At 72.4% G+C, this 14804-nt stretch carries 13 protein-coding genes; 6 read left to right on the top strand and 7 right to left on the bottom strand.

Annotation, left to right across the window (positions count from 1 at the left end; all coding sequences use genetic code 11):
- Positions 1-91: 91 nt before the first annotated feature.
- Genes ehuA through ehuB form a run of 4 tightly spaced genes read right to left on the bottom strand, consistent with a single transcriptional unit; the run spans position 92 to position 3214 of the window.
- Entirely contained in the window at positions 92-925 is an 834-nt protein-coding gene (gene ehuA / locus CG719_RS15680; RefSeq protein WP_100569238.1) for an ectoine/hydroxyectoine ABC transporter ATP-binding protein EhuA, read from the bottom strand.
- Positions 915-1559, bottom strand: coding sequence for an ectoine/hydroxyectoine ABC transporter permease subunit EhuD (gene ehuD, locus CG719_RS15675; protein WP_100569237.1), 645 nt, complete (start codon positions 1557-1559; stop codon positions 915-917). The genes ehuA and ehuD overlap by 11 nt, the downstream gene beginning before the upstream one ends.
- Positions 1556-2299 carry an ectoine/hydroxyectoine ABC transporter permease subunit EhuC gene (gene ehuC, locus CG719_RS15670; protein WP_100569236.1) on the bottom strand — a complete coding sequence of 248 codons (744 nt, stop codon included), beginning with the start codon at positions 2297-2299 and terminating at the stop codon, positions 1556-1558. The genes ehuD and ehuC overlap by 4 nt, the downstream gene beginning before the upstream one ends.
- 15 nt (positions 2300-2314) lie before the next feature.
- On the bottom strand, positions 2315-3214 hold the full coding sequence (gene ehuB, locus CG719_RS15665) for an ectoine/hydroxyectoine ABC transporter substrate-binding protein EhuB (protein WP_100569235.1): 900 nt from the start codon (positions 3212-3214) through the stop codon (positions 2315-2317).
- 228 nt (positions 3215-3442) lie between these two features.
- On the opposite strand from ehuB, the gene CG719_RS15660 reads away from it, so the two are divergent.
- Positions 3443-3937: a DUF3830 family protein gene (locus tag CG719_RS15660; protein ID WP_100569234.1), complete on the top strand. Its 495-nt coding sequence runs from the start codon at positions 3443-3445 to the stop codon at positions 3935-3937.
- Here the strand turns inward: CG719_RS15660 and CG719_RS15655 are convergent.
- Together CG719_RS15655 and CG719_RS15650 are read right to left on the bottom strand one after the other, a co-directional pair.
- A complete protein-coding gene (locus CG719_RS15655) occupies positions 3918-5321 on the bottom strand; it encodes an amidase (RefSeq protein WP_100569233.1) in 1404 nt (467 codons plus the stop codon). The two genes, CG719_RS15660 and CG719_RS15655, sit on opposite strands and share 20 nt — an antisense overlap.
- Positions 5322-5339: 18 nt before the next feature.
- On the bottom strand, positions 5340-6287 hold the full coding sequence (locus tag CG719_RS15650) for a D-2-hydroxyacid dehydrogenase (protein WP_100569232.1): 948 nt from the start codon (positions 6285-6287) through the stop codon (positions 5340-5342).
- Positions 6288-6487: 200 nt separating this feature from the next.
- On the opposite strand from CG719_RS15650, the gene CG719_RS15645 reads away from it, so the two are divergent.
- The 4 genes from CG719_RS15645 (at position 6488) to CG719_RS15625 (ending at position 10892) form a co-directional block, all read left to right on the top strand.
- Positions 6488-7315: a maleate cis-trans isomerase family protein gene (locus CG719_RS15645; RefSeq protein WP_100569397.1), complete on the top strand. Its 828-nt coding sequence runs from the start codon at positions 6488-6490 to the stop codon at positions 7313-7315.
- The gene (locus CG719_RS15640) at positions 7312-8043 is read left to right on the top strand and encodes a maleate cis-trans isomerase family protein (RefSeq protein WP_100569231.1); all 732 of its coding nucleotides are present in this window, start codon (positions 7312-7314) and stop codon (positions 8041-8043) included. Before CG719_RS15645 ends, CG719_RS15640 begins: the two co-directional genes overlap by 4 nt.
- 189 nt (positions 8044-8232) lie before the next feature.
- The gene (locus CG719_RS15635) at positions 8233-9387 is read left to right on the top strand and encodes a glutathione-independent formaldehyde dehydrogenase (RefSeq protein WP_100569396.1); all 1155 of its coding nucleotides are present in this window, start codon (positions 8233-8235) and stop codon (positions 9385-9387) included.
- A 356-nt stretch (positions 9388-9743) separates the two neighbouring features.
- A complete protein-coding gene (locus CG719_RS15625; protein WP_100569230.1) occupies positions 9744-10892 on the top strand; it encodes an LLM class flavin-dependent oxidoreductase in 1149 nt (382 codons plus the stop codon).
- Between the two features lie 6 nt (positions 10893-10898).
- On the opposite strand, the gene CG719_RS15620 is transcribed toward CG719_RS15625, so the two are convergent.
- Entirely contained in the window at positions 10899-13007 is a 2109-nt protein-coding gene (locus tag CG719_RS15620; RefSeq protein WP_234375601.1) for a putative bifunctional diguanylate cyclase/phosphodiesterase, read from the bottom strand.
- 400 nt (positions 13008-13407) lie between these two features.
- On the opposite strand from CG719_RS15620, the gene CG719_RS15615 reads away from it, so the two are divergent.
- Entirely contained in the window at positions 13408-14745 is a 1338-nt protein-coding gene (locus tag CG719_RS15615) for a M6 family metalloprotease domain-containing protein (RefSeq protein ID WP_100569229.1), read from the top strand.
- Positions 14746-14804 lie beyond the last annotated feature (59 nt).

Here is a 14804-nt window from a genome sequence, read left to right as displayed (position 1 = left end):
TACTACCTGGTCCTCGGGGGTGCTTCGACCACCCCGGAGGCCGGGGGCGCCGCGGCGGCCCGGAAGGCCGCCGGCGCCCCCGGAGCGGCCCCTACAGGACAGCGCTCAGGAACTCCCGGGTCCGCTCGTGGTCGGGATCGCCGAAGAGCTTCTGCGGCGGCCCGGACTCGATCACCCGGCCCGAGTCGAACATCAGCACCTGGTCGGAGATGTCCCGGGCGAAGTTCATCTCGTGGGTCACGCACAGCAATGTGATGTCGGTGGTGTGCGCGATCTCCCTCAGCAGGTCGAGCACACCGGCCACCAGCTCCGGGTCCAGAGCCGAGGTCACCTCGTCCAGGAGCAGGATCTCCGGCCGCATGGCGAGCGCCCGGGCGATCGCCACCCGCTGCTGCTGGCCGCCGGACAGCTGCGAGGGATGGGCGTCGGTCTTGTCCGCGAGTCCGACGAGGTCGAGGAGTTCCCGGGCCCGCTCCTCCGCCTCGTCGCGGCCGATCCCGAGCACGTTGACGGGCGCCTCCGTGATGTTCTGGAGCACCTTCATGTTCGGGAACAGGTTGAACTGCTGGAAGACCATCCCGATCTTCCTGCGGATCCGGCGCAGATGCCTCTCGTCCGCCGGCCGCAGGGCCCCGTCCGGGCCGGGCATGTGGGACAGCGGCTCGCCGTCCACGTGGATCACGCCGTCGCTGACGCGCTCCAGCGTCATCAGCAGCCGCAGGATGGTCGTCTTGCCCGAGCCGCTCGGCCCGATCAGCGTCACGTGCTCACCGCGCTGGACGGCGAAGTCCAGCCGGTCGAGCACGACGTGGCCGCCGAAGCGCTTGACCACCTGGTCGAAGCGGACCAGATCCGCGGGCGGCGCGTCCGGCGTCACGTTCTCGGGCGCCTGTGGCGGCGTCTTCTGCAAAGGGTCAGTGGCCAAGGCGCTTCTCCAGCTTTCTCATCAGAAGCGAGGTCGGATAGCTTGCCGCCAGGAAGAACAGGCCCGCGAGTGTGAACGTCTCGGCGTAGGTGAAGTGGTCCGCGCCGTACTCCCGGGCCTTGGCGACCATCTCCTGGACCGTGATGACGGCCAGGAACGGGGTCTCCTTGAACATCGAGATGCCGTAGTTGCCCAGCGCCGGCAGCACCTTGCGCACCGCCTGCGGCAGGATCACCGCCTGCCAGGTGCGGCGCGGCGACATGGACAGCGCCCGGCAGGCCTCCCACTGGCCCTTCGGTACGGCGTCGATGCCCGCCCGGTACACCTCCGACAGGTAGGAGGCGTAGTGGATGCCGAGCACCGCGACGCCGATGGTCAGCGGATCGACCGTGTTGAGGACCGCGTAGGCGCCGACCAGCTGCACCAGCAGCGGGGTGGACCGGACGAACTCGGTGACCGCCCGTACCGGCACGGTGACCAGCCGGGTCGGCGCCCGCCCGGCCACGGCCACGAGCAGGCCGAGCACGGCGGCCACCGCGGTGCCGAGGACCGTGGCCAGCAGCGTGGTGAGAAAGCCGTGCCACAGCAGCGGCAGCGAGTCGCGGACCGCGTCCCAGTCCCATTCGTAGCTCACGAGGCGCCTCCCGCCGTCTCGGGCTCGCGCGCCGGCCCGGGGCCGCGGCGGCGCAGCAGCGAGCGGCGGTCCGTGCGCAGGCCGAGCCGCGACTTGGCGTGTCGCTCCAGGGCGTTCATCAGCAGGGTCAGCGCGTAGGCGAGGACGAAGTAGATCACCAGCAGGGTCAGATAGGCCCAGGTGGTCGCGCCGGTGCGGTCACGCATCTGCTGGACCACCGTCGTCAGGTCGGCCGCGGAGATCAGCCACAGCAGCGGGGTGCACTTCAGCAACTGGATCAGCAGGTTCGTGAACGAGGGGATCATCTGCACCCACGCCTGCGGCAGGATCACCCGGCGCATGCGCTGCAGGGGCGTCATGTTCAGCGCGACGGCGGCCTCCCACTGCGCCCTGGGCACGGCGTTCAGCGCGCCGCGCACCACCTCGGAGCCGTAGGCGCCGTAGTTCATGCCGAACGCCACCACACCGCAGAACAGCGGCGACAGCTCGTACCCGGCCAGCAGCGGGAAGGCGTAGTAGAGCCAGAAGAGCTGGACGTACAGCGAGGTGCCGCGGAGGAACTCCACGACCACCCGCGACACGCCCCGGGCGAGCGGAAGCCTGCTGCCGGCCGCGAAGCCGAAGACGAAGGACAGGGCGAGCGCGACGACCGATCCGAGGACCGTGGCCTCGACCGTCACCAGGAGCCCCGACCACACGGCGGACATGTGGTCGAAGAAGTACGAGTAGAAGTCAGCCATGGGCAGGCGACCCCGTCAGCCCTTGCACAGGTCGGCGGTCTTCAGGTCCGCCGGCGGGATCGTGTCCTTGCCGAACCCGTACTCCCCGACGAGCCGCACGTACCGGTCCGGATCCGAGGTGATCTTCTTCAGCTGCTCGTCGAAGGCGTCCCGGAGTTCCTCGCTGCCCTTGCGGAAGACGGCGCCGCCCGGGCTGTACTGCTTCACGCCGTTCACCACCGGCACGAACGACTCGGTGACCTCGACCTTCGGGTTGGTCCTGGCCAGCCAGCGCAGCGAGATGCCCGTCAGCACGAAGGCGTCGATCCTGCCCTGCGCGACCGCGTCCGCTCCGTCCTGCGGCTTCTGCAGCGTCCGTATGCCGCTCTCGGAGATCCCGGCGGCGGTGACGTAGCCCTTCTCCACCGCGCCCGACATCACGCCGAGGGTCGCCCCGGCCGCCTTGGCGGAGGCGAGGTCGGTCAGGTTCTTCGGGTTGCCCTTCTTCACCATCATCGTGGTGGGCGAGACGAACTCCGGCTCGGAGAACAGCGCCTTCCGGCAGCGCTCCGGGATGATGGCCATGCCCGCGCTGATCACGTCGTACTTGCCGGCCTGGAGTCCGGGGATCAGACCGTCCCATTCGGAGAAGGCCGGCTTCAGCTCGTCCACTCCCAGCGCCTTGAAGATCTCTCTGTGCAGCGTCGGTGCCTCGCCCTTGAGCTGCCCGCCCTCCTCGAATCCGTACGGGGCCTCGTTGGCGTAGGCCACCTTCACATAGCCCTGTTTCCTCAGTTGTGCCAGCTTCGAGCCCTTGCCGTCGCCGCTGTCCGTCCTGCTGCACGCGGCCAGCAGCCCGGGGACGGTGAGCATGCCGCCCACGGCCGCCGTCCTGGTCAGAAAGCCCCGGCGGGACAGGTTGGGGAACTCGGACATGGATACTCACCCTCCAAGAGGGCCTCGTCGGCTCGGGCCCTTCGCGGACAGTGGTGGCGCCTGCCCGCTCTGAGTGGTCTATGCGGGTGGACTTGGGGATGTGATCCAACGGTGTCCGGGGAGATGCCGTTCCGTGTCCGGGCGCGGAGGCGGACGCGGAGGCGCGGGGCGGGTGTGAACTCCCGTTCCTTCGGGCAGACGGGCCCTCAGCGACCGTGAGGAGGCGCCATGGCGGAACGCCACGTCGAAGTCGCGCTGGACCGGCGCGGAATCCGCTGCACGGCACGGCTGCTGGACGGCCGGGCGCCGCGCACCTGCGCCGCGGTCTGGGACGCGCTCCCGCTGAGCGGGGACGTCTTCCACGCGAAGTACGCGCGCAACGAGATCTACGCCCTCTTCGAGCCGTTCGCCCGGGCGGAGCCACCGCTGGAGAATCCGACGGTCACTCCGATCCCGGGCGATCTCTGCTACTTCTCGTTCGCCGGCGCCGAACTGGGCACGCAGGCCTACGGCTACGACCGCGTACCCGGCGCCGGGCCGACGGTCGTGGACCTCGCCCTGTTCTACGAACGCAACAACCTCCTGCTCAACGGCGACGTCGGCTGGGTGCCCGGCATCGTCTGGGGCCAGGTCACCGAGGGCCTGGACGCCATGGCCCGGGCCTGCAACGACCTGTGGCGCTCCGGCGCCGCGGGGGAGACCCTCACCTTCCGGCGGGCGTGAGCCGGGTCGCCACCCCCGCCTCGTACAGCGCGTGGGCCGCCCGCAGCACCAGCTCGTCGCGGTGCCGCGCGGCCACGATCTGGAGGCCGACCGGCAGCCCGTCCTCGTCGCTGCCCACGGGCACCGACGCCGCCGGCTGCTGGGTCATGTTGAACGGGTACGTGAACGGCGTCCACCCGGTCCAGCGCCGGTGCCCCGAGCCCTTCGGCACCTCCGCGCCCGCCTCGAACGCCGTGATCGGCAGCGTCGGCGTGACCAGCAGGTCGTAGCTCTGGTGGAAGTGGCCCATGGTGCGGCCGAGTTCCATGCGCACGTCCACGGCGGCCAGGTAGTCGAGCGCCGACAGCCGGGCGCCGGCCGCGCAGATCTCCCGCAGCCCCGGATCGAGCAACTGCCGCCGCTGGGGCCCCAGATGCTGGACGACACGGGCCGCGCCGCTGAACCACAGGGTGTGGAAGGCCTCCACCGGCTCCGCGAAGTCCGGGTCGCTCTCGATGACGTACGCGCCGAGGTCCGCCAGCTCCGCCACCGCCCGGCGCACCGCCGTGGCGACCGCCGGACGCACCGGTACCTGTCCGCCCAGGGACGGCGAGTAGGCGACCCGCAGCCCCCGCACCCCGCCGGCCAGCGCCTGAGTGAACGAGCCGGTGGCCGGTCCGAGCGCCGACCAGTCCCGCGCGTCGGGCACCCCGATCACGTCGAGCAGCAGCGCCGCGTCCGCCGCGTCCCGGGTCATCGGACCCACGTGGGACAGCGTGCCGAAGGCGCTGGGCGGATACAGCGGGACCCGGCCGTACGTCGGCTTCATCCCGAAGATCCCGCACATCGCGGCCGGGATGCGCACACTGCCGCCGCCGTCCGTGCCCAGTGACAGCGGGCCCGCGCCGAGCGCCACGGCCGCCGCGCTGCCACCGCTGGAACCGCCCGCGGTGCGCGACGGGTCGTACGGGTTGCGGGTGACGCCGGTCAGCGGTGAGTCGGTGACGCCCTTCCAGCCGAACTCGGGGGTCGTGGTCTTGCCGAGGAAGACCGCGCCGTGCTCGCGCAGCCGGGCCACCGAGGGGGCGTCCTCGTCCCAACGGCCCTCCTCCTGCACGGTCCTGGAGCCGCGCAGGGTCGGGTGGCCGCGCAGCAGCAGGATGTCCTTGACGGTGACCGGCACCCCGTCCAGCAGCCCCGACGGGCTTCCGCGCCGCCACCGGTCCGCCGACTCACGGGCCCGTGCCAGGGCGTCCTCGGCGGTGATCCGGACGAACGCGTTCACCTCCGGCTGGATCCGCTCGGCCCGTTCCAGGGCCGCCCGGGTGGCCTCCACGGGGCTGAACTCGCCCTTGCGGTAGCCGTCGAGCAGTTCTCCCGCGGTCAGCTCGGTGAGCTCGGTCATCGCGCCTCCAGACAGGGGTCAGTGTCCCGGTACGTACCCGCGCTGCTTGTCGACGATGTTCGGCAGCGGCTCGCCCGCCTCCCAGCGGCCGTACAACTCGACGAACTGGGCCGACAGTTCGTCCCGCCAGCCGACCGTGTCACCGCTCATGTGCGGGGACACGACCAGGCCCGGCACCCGCCACAACGGGCTGTCGGGGGTGAGGGGTTCGTCCTGGAAGACGTCCAGGGCGGCGCCCGCGATCCAGCGGTCCGTGAGCGCCCGGACGAGCGCCTCCTCGTCGACGAGCTGCCCCCGGCCGACGTTGACGAAGCGCGCCGAGGGCTGCATGAGCCCGAACCGGCGGGCGTCGAACATGCCGCGGGTCTCCTCGGTCAGCGGAGCCGCCGCGATCACCCAGTCGGCGCGGGCGACGAGCCGGTCCAGGTCCTCCGGGCCGTGCACACCGGTGCGCGCGGCACGGCCGACGACCGCCGCCCGCACCCCCAGCGCGCCCAGCGTGCGCGCGATCGCCCGGCCGATCGGCCCGGAGCCCACGACACACGCGCGCGTACCGGCCACCCGCTGCGACTCGCGGTGCCTCCACCGCCCCTCGCGCTGGAGGTCCAGGGTCCGCGGCAGGTCCTTGGCCAGGGCGAGGACCAGCGCGGCGACGTACTCGGCGATCGGCTCGTCGAACACGCCCCGGGCGTTGGTCACCACCGCGGGGGACGCCGCGAGTTCCGGACACATCAGATGGTCCACACCCGCGCTCGCCGTGTGCACCCAGCGCGGCCGCGGCCCCTCGCCCGGCCAGGCGTCCCGCACCGCGGTGGAGGCGAAGTCCCACACGAGCAGCACGTCCGCTTCGGGCAGCCGCGCGGCCAGCCCGGCCGCGTCCGTGCGCACGATCCGGGCGCGGCCGGTGAGCCGGCCCAGACGCGGCGGCGGATCGGCGTCCAGGACGAGCAGGACGGGGACACTCATGGCGAGCCGTTTCTCGAAAGGGGCGGCCGTCTGACGTGCACGGATTGACCACGCTCGCACCCGAATCCACCATCGTCAACACGGGCGTCCGTACGGACGGTTGCTCTCCGCTGTCCCACCGTGTCGTTCACCTGCCGTCGGCGGCGCCCCTCCGTCTCCCGCACGTGAGGCAGGTGTCTGCCGTGGACGCCACGAACGACATGAACGGCACGGGGATCTCCTTCCTCGGCGGACCCCGCCCGCAGCGCGGAGTCGGGGTCGTCGCCCCCTTCGACTTCGCGCTGGACCGCGAGCTGTGGCGGTGGGCGCCGGACGAGGTCTCGCTGCACCTGACCCGGACGCCGTTCATGCCGGTCGAGGTGAGCCTGGACCTGGCCCGGCTGGTCAGCGAGCACCGGACGCTCGCCGCCGCGGTGCGCACCCTGACCGCCGTCACGCCCGAGGTCGTCGCCTACGCCTGCGCCTCGGGCAGCTTCGTCGGCGGGATCGCCGGCGAGCGCGCCCTGTGCGCGGCGATGACACGGGCGGGCGCGGTGGCCGCGGTCACCACGCCCGGGGCCCTCCTCGAGGCGCTCACGGAACTCGGCACCCGGCGGGTGGCGCTGGTGACCCCGTACACGGTGTCCTTGACGCGCTCCCTCCAGGACTACCTGGCCGAGGCCGGCGTCACCGTCACCGGGTGCGCCTGCATGGGGCTGACCCGGCACATCTGGAAGGTGCCGTACCGCGGCGTGGCCGACATGGCCCGCCGCGCCGCCCGCGGCGACCAGCCGCAGGCGCTGTTCCTGTCCTGCACGAACCTGCCGACCTACGACGTGATCCCGCAGCTGGAGGCCGAACTGCGCATACCGGTGATCTCGGCCAACCAGGTCACGATGTGGGCTGCCCTGCGCCGGCTGGGTACCCGACCCGTGGGGCCGTACCAGGCGCTGCCGTCCGGTGTGCCTCCCGCGCCGCCCAGGCCGCGGCACGAGGACGGCGGCGCCTGGCCCGTACTGTCCGACGAACCGCAGGAAGGCAGGCCATGACCGCACTCGGATTCCTCTACCCGGGCCACTCCGCAGAGGACGACTATCCGCGTATCGAGCAGCTCCTGGGCAGCGACATCCGGGTGGACCTGGTCCACACCGACATCGGCGAGGACGTCCACCGGGTGGACGCGCTGTACGAGATGGGCGCGCCCGAGCGGCTCGCCCGGGGCGTGGAGGGGCTGCGGCTGTCCGGCGCGGAGGCGGTGGTGTGGGCGTGCACCAGCGGCGGCTTCGTACGCGGCTGGGAGGGCGCGCACGAGCAGGTCCGCGAGCTGGCCAGGGCGGCGGGCACGCCGGCCTCCTCGACCTCGTTCGCCTTCGTGCACGCGGCGGCCGAGGTCGGCGCCCGCCGGGTCGCGGTCGCCGCGACCTACCCCGAGGACGTCACCCGCCTGTTCACGGACTTCCTGCACGCGGGGAAGGTGGAGGTGGCCGCCGCCCGCAGCGCCGGGATCGTCACCGCCGCCGAGGCGGGCACCTGGGGCGAGGCGGAGATCCTGGCCCTGGCGCGCGAGGCGGACGTCCCCGGGGCGGACGCGGTCCTGCTGCCCGACACCGCCCTGCACACGGTTTCCCACCTGCCCGCCCTGGAGAAGCAGCTCGGCAAGCCCGTCCTCACGGCGAACCAGGTGACCGTCTGGGAGGCGCTGCGGCTCACCGACCGCCGCGTCAACGCCCCCGCTCTGGGTGCGCTGTTCACACGGGAGCCGATCGTCCAGGCGTGACACCGGCGCGGTTGCGGTCGCGGTCACGCGGGCGGACTCTGGAAGTGTCCGGCGGTGCAGCGAGAACGCCCGGGGCCCGGGACGACCGAGCGCCCCCGCCTTCCTGTGTCATCCCCCTGGTTGGTGTCCCCCCCGGCAACGGCCCGTCGTCGCCGCCGTCGTCCAGCGTTCGACGCGGAGGTGACCCAGGTGAAAGCCGTCGTCTACGAAAAGCCCTTCAACGTCACGGTGAGGGACGTCGACGATCCCCAGATCCAGCACCCGAACGATGTGATCGTACGGGTCACGTCCACCGCGATCTGCGGGTCCGACCTGCACATGTACGAGGGCCGCACGGCCGCCCAGTCCGGCATCGTCTTCGGCCACGAGAACCTCGGCATCGTCGAGGAGACCGGGGACGGCGTGACGTCGCTGTCCCGGGGCGACCGGGTCGTGATGCCGTTCAACGTGGCCTGCGGGTTCTGCAAGAACTGTCTCGCCGGGAAGACCGGGTTCTGCCTCACGGTGAACCCCGGCTTCGCCGGAGGCGCCTACGGATACGTGGCGATGGGCCCCTACACCGGCGGCCAGGCCGAGCGGCTGAGGGTGCCGTTCGCCGACTTCAACTGCCTGAAGCTGCCGCCGGGCGAAGAGTTCGAGACGGACTTCGTCCTGCTCGCGGACATCTTCCCGACCGGCTACCACGGCTGCGAACTCGCCCAGGTGAAGCCCGGCGAGTCCGTCGCCGTCTTCGGCGCAGGACCGGTGGGCCTCATGGCCGCCTACTCGGCACTGCTGCGCGGCGCGTCGAAGGTGTTCTCGGTCGACCGGGTGCCCGAGCGGCTCGCCAAGGCGGAGGAGATCGGGGCCATCCCCATCGACTTCACCAGGGGCGACCCTGCCGAGCAGATCAAGGAGATGACCAACGGCGAGGGCACCGACAAGGGTGTGGACGCCGTCGGCTACCAGGCCCAGTCGCACAAGGACGTCAGCCACGAGGAGCCCGCCGTCGTCCTGAACACCCTCGTCATGACGGTGCGGCCCACCGGCATGCTCGGCGTGCCGGGTCTGTACGTGCCCTCCGACCCGGGCGGCCCCGACGAGCACGCCAAGCACGGCCAGCTGCTGGTCTCCATCGGCAAGATGTTCGAGAAGGGCCAGCAGATGGGCACCGGCCAGTGCAACGTCAAGCAGTACAACCGGCAGCTGCGCGATCTGATCATGGCCGGGCGCGCCAAGCCCAGCTTCGTGGTCTCGCACGAGCTGCCGCTGGCCGACGCGCCCCAGGCGTACCAGAAGTTCGACAAGCGGATCGAGGGCTACACCAAGGTGGTCCTCCACCCGGGTCACGCGCTCGCGGCGTGAACACGGTCCGAGGGAGCCGCACGGGGCCCTCCGCCCCGGGCCCGACGGGCCCGGGCCCGACGGGCCCGGGGCGGAGGCACGCGGTCCGGGGATCCGGGGATCCGAGGGTCCGGGGGTCCCGGGGTCCGGGGGGCCGGGGGGCCGGGGGCGAGCTTCGCGGTCCGGGGGGCGGGGGGCGAAGTGACGCGCCCCGGGGTCCGCGGCGGATCCTCGCGCCCCGGGGTCCGGGGCGGAGCCCCGTGGCGGTTCCTCTGAACGCAACCGAGACGGGCGGGTGGGTGGGCAAGGAACAAATGGCAGCGGTGCCCTGTTGACCCCGATCAGGAAAGTGAACGGTCAACCAGCTGGAGGCACCCGTGGCGGGAGACGAGATCAAGGGCACCACACACGGGACCGCCCCGGTACCCCTGTCCGTACTGGACCTGGTGACCGTGGGCGCGGGCCACACCGCCACCGACGCGCTGCGCACCAGCGTCGCCCTGTCGAAGACGGCGGAGTCCCGCGGCTACCACCGCTACTGGGTCGCCGAGCACCACTCGATGCCGGGCGTCGCCTCCTCCTCCCCGGCCGTGATCCTCGCCCACCTCGCCGCCCACACCGAACGCATCCGCCTCGGCTCCGGCGGCGTCATGCTGCCCAACCACGCGCCGCTGGTCATCGCGGAGCAGTTCGGCACCCTGGAGGCCATGGCCCCCGGCCGGGTCGACCTGGGCCTCGGCCGCGCCCCCGGCACGGACGGCGCCACCGCCGCCGCCCTGCGCCGCACCGAACTCCCCCAAGCTCTCGGCTCCGCTCGAGCAGGGGGGACCCCCATCGACCGGGGCGGCGACGACTTCCCCCAGCAGCTCGCCGAGCTGATCCGCTTCCTCGACGACGACTTCCCCGACGGCCACCCCTACCGCCGCGTCCACGCCGTCCCCGGCCCGGTCCAGGCGACCTCCCCGGGTGGCGTGCAGTCCCCGCACCGCCCGCCGGTCTGGCTGCTCGGCTCCTCCGGCTTCAGCGCCCGCCTGGCCGGCACGCTCGGCCTGCCGTTCGCCTTCGCCCACCACTTCTCCGCGCAGAACACCGTCCCCGCCCTCGACCTCTACCGCGACTCGTTCCGCCCGAGCGCGGTGCTGGACGCCCCGTACGCCCTCATCGGTGTCGCGGCCCTCGCCACCGAGGACGAGCGCGAGGCGCGTCGCCAGGTGCTGGCCGCCGCCCTGAACATGGTCCGGCTGCGCACCGGCCGCCCCGGTCTCGTGCCCACCCCCGAGGAGGCGGAGGCGTACGAGTTCAGCCCGATGGAGCGGGAGTTCGTCGACTCCTGGAACGCCAACGTCGTCCACGGCACCCCCGACGAGGTCCGCTCCGGTCTCGACGACCTGCAAAAGCGCACCGGCGCCGACGAGTTGATGATCACGAGCAACGCGCACAGCGGCGCCGTACGCCTGCGCAGCTACGAACTCATCGCGGACGCCTACGGACTGCCGGCCGACGTCAGTACCCAGCCCGGCGACTGAGCGGGCTCAGCCGCGTCCGCAGGCGCGGCCGCCCAGCAGCTCGGAGATGCGGTCCGGCGACACCGGCCGGGAGTACAGCCACCCCTGCCCGGTGTCGCAGCCGATCCGGCGCAGCCTGCTCGCCTGGTCGGACGTCTCCACGCACTCGGCGGTGACGGTCAGCCCCAGCCGGTGCGCGAGCTGGATCATCGCCTCCACGATGACCTCGTCCGCGGGGTTCGGCCGTCTCGCCGCGCCCTCCGGCTCCTCGTGCTGGAATCCGCGTACGAAGGAGCCGTCCAGCTTCAGCGCCGACACCGGCAGCCGGCTGAGGTAGGCGAGGTTGGAGTACCCGGTGCCGAAGTCGTCGATGGCGATGTGGACGCCCATGTCGTTCAGGGAGCGCAGCGCCTCGAGCGGCCGGCCGGCCGAGCCCATCACGGCCGACTCGGTCAGCTCCAGCTGCAGCAGGTGCGGCGCGAGACCGGTCTCGGCCAGGACCTCGGCCACGTCCGCGACGAGGTCGGAGTCCCACACCTGGCGGACGGCCACGTTGACGCTGACGAAGATCGGCGGCTCGTCCGGGTGGTCGAGCTGCCATCGGCGGGCCTGGTGGCAGGCGGTGCCCAGGATCCAGCGGCCCAGCGGGACGATCGAGCCGTCCTCCTCCGCAAGGGCGATGAACCGATTCGGCGTCAGCGTGCCGAACTCCGGGTGCCGCCAGCGGACGAGGGCCTCGACCCCGCGCAGCCGCCCGTCCTCCATGCCGACCAGCGGCTGGTACTCCAGGGCGAACTCGCCGCGCTCCACGGCCGCGCGCAGGGTGGAGACCAGGGCCTGGCGGGTCATGCGGTGCGCGTTGCGCTCGGGGTCGAACAGGGTCCAGCGGGCCTTGCCGTCGGCCTTCGCCCAGTACAGCGTCGTGTCGGCGGCCTGCATCAGCGCGGTGGCCGACGAACCGGCCGCGCGCCGTTCGACCACGCCGATGGACGCCGACACCGACAGGCGCCGGCCGGCGACCTCGAAGGGCTCCTGGAGGGCCGAGAGAACCGATTCCGCCAGCTCCGCGAGCTGCTCGGTGCCGGTCGAGTCCTCGACGAGCAGCGCGAACTCGTCGCCGCCGAGCCTGGCCACCAGCGGCGTGCTGGTCCGGCCGTGCCCTGCCGCGTCCGCGCACCGGGTCAGCCGTTCGGCCACGGCGGCGAGCAGCCGGTCGCCGATGCGGTGGCCGAGGGTGTCGTTGACCGCCTTGAAGCCGTCGAGATCCAGGGAGCACAGGCCGATCCGGCCGCTCCCGCCGCCCTCGTACGACTCCGTCTCCAGCGCGGCCGACAGGCGCTCGAAGAACAGGGTGCGGTTGGGCAGCTGGGTCACCGGGTCGTGGTTCTTCAAGTGCCGCAGCCGGGCCTGGAGTTCGCGCCGGGCGCTGATGTCCGCCACGGACAGCAGCACGCCGGGGGAGCCGGGGGTCAGCGGCGCGACCGTCACCTGGACCCACAGCCGGTGGCCGTCCGGGTGCTTGAGCCGGCGGGCGCAGCGCAGCCGGGCCTGCCGGCCGCGCAGCACCTCCGCGTAGGCGTTGCGGGTGCGCGCGTCGGAGGCGAGGTCCACCAGCTCGGCGGCGGGCCGGCCGGTCAGCTCGTCGGGGCCGGTGCCGAGGAGCGCGCCGAGGGTCTCGTTGGCACTGACGACCAGGCCCTCGGGGTCGACGACGGCCATCGCCAACGGCGCCGCGGAGAAGGCGGACCGAAAGGGACGCTCGGCCCCGGCGTCCGGGCCGGGCTCCGAGAGGGCGTCGGCGTCCGGGTGGGAATCCGGGACTGATTCCGGTTCCGGGACAGTGCCGGCCGGCGGTGGTGCGGACCCGAGCAGGTCGACGACGGCCGGTGCGGATTCGGCCAGGACGGTGAATCGGGGGGCCGCCGGGGCCGGTTCCGCCATCCGGGTGAGGCCGTGGGCGGGCAGGAACCCGGCGGGACCGGTGCCGGAGGGCGCGGGCGCGGTGGGGGCCACGGCCCGCTCGGCGGCGACCGCCGCGACCGGGTCCGTACCCGGAGGCCTCGCGGCATCACTCTCCGTGACAGTAGGTCGGATGAGGTCTGCCGCGGGCGTCGGCCCTTCGGACGTTCCGCTCACCGCTCGCTCCCGCAGTGCACTCGGTCTTCTTTTCGGTCTCGTCGGGTGGTCCGCCGGCTGGTGGACGGCGTCCCGGCCCGTGTCCGCGCAGGAAAGTGCAGGAAAAGTGTGTCGATCATAGATGCCGTCGGCGAACCCCTTCCAGCCACTCGCCTGTCCCGCGCGACGACCGGCCACTCACCGACATCGTTTTCGACCACACATGGACGAGTTCTTTGTACGGCTGACCATCTGTGACGTTCCGTGAGCGGTCCGGAGGTGTTCTTTTCCCGGACCTCTGTCGGGCCGTCCTGCCGTGAACTCGCCTCCCTCACCCTTCCGGTGCAGACAAACAGGGCGTACTTCTCCAAACTCCCACAGGCTGGGGTCGGTGTCCCGTGAACCGCCCCCGGAGGTCCCCGTGCCGTGTCAGCCGCCCCTGAAGGCACTCGGCCATGACGTCCGCAACGCGCTGAACCTGGCCGGGGCACGTCCCAGGCTGCGCAGTACCGCGGCCGTGTTCACCACCATGTCGGCGGTCGCCGCCACCTCGATCCTGGGCGGCCCTTCGGTCGCCGAACCGTTCTCCCCCGCGCCCTGCGCCCTGCGACGCACGGACGCCCACCACTCGGAGGGGCTGGACACCTGGAACCCCGCCTACGTACGGCCGACCCGGACGCTGAACGCCGTCCTCGTGTTCCTGTCCTTCCCGGACTCCACCCCGCGGACCACCCCGGCCGAACTCGCCGCCGACCACTTCCCGGCCACCAGCCGGTACTTCGAACAGGCGTCGTACGGCAGGTTCACCCTGCGCCCCCACCCGCTGCGGCGCTGGATCCGGATGCCGCGCCCGTCCACCGCGTACGCCGTGCACCGTGACTGGAACGCCCGGGACCGCACCGCGTATCTGCGGGACGCGCTAGCCGCGGCCGATCCCCAGGTCGACTTCTCGCGCTACGACATCGTCTACTTCGTCGCCGACCCGGACGCGCCCGGCGTCGACTCGGACGCGACGAAGGTCGTCAACCTGGACACCCCGCTGGTGGCCGACGGCAAGGAGATCCGGCGGGTGGTGACCGTCTTCGAACGGCACCCGCCGGACCGGCTGGTGCTCGCCCACGAGACCGGGCACGTCTTCGACCTGCCCGACCTGTACCACCGGCCCGCGGACGGCAAGGGCGACTGGGACACCTACGTCGGGGACTGGGACCTGATGGGCAGCCAGTTCGGCCTGTCCCCCGACCTCTTCGCCTGGCACAAGTGGAAGCTCGGCTGGCTGAACCCCCGTCAGGTGACCTGCGTGCGGGGAGGCGGGCCGACCCGGGTGACCCTGGAGCCGGTGGAGGCGGGCCCGGCGGGAGCGAGCCCGCCGGAGGAGGGTCCGTCGGTGACGGCCGCCGCCGGGCCGCCGCTGTTCGGGCTCGGCGGCGGAACGAAGCTGGTGGTGGTGCGCACCGGGAGCGACAGCGTGCTGGCCATCGAGGCGCGGGCGTCGATCGGCAACGACGTGACCGGGTGCCGGCAGGGGGTGCTGGTGTACCGGGTGCGCAGCGGGGCGGAGTCCGGTGGCGGCCCGATCGAGGTGATCGACGCCCATCCGCACACCGGGGCCTGCGAGGAGTCTTCGGTCCAGCCCGCGCTCGCCGACGCCCCGATCGACGTGGGGGAGAGCTTCACCGTGCCGGGCGACGGGGTCCGGGTGGAGGTGGAGAACCGCACGGCGTCCGGCGCGTACACCGTCAAGATCACCACGGCGTGACGCCTGTCGCGCGCATGCCGCACACATACAGCGATGGCGAGACCGGATCGCTCTTCGCG

The sequence above is a fragment of the Streptomyces sp. CB01373 genome (assembly GCF_002803075.1).
Classification (GTDB): domain Bacteria; phylum Actinomycetota; class Actinomycetes; order Streptomycetales; family Streptomycetaceae; genus Streptomyces.
The sequence above is the reverse complement of the archived record's forward strand: the minus strand, read 5'-3'. Positions and strand labels throughout refer to the sequence as shown.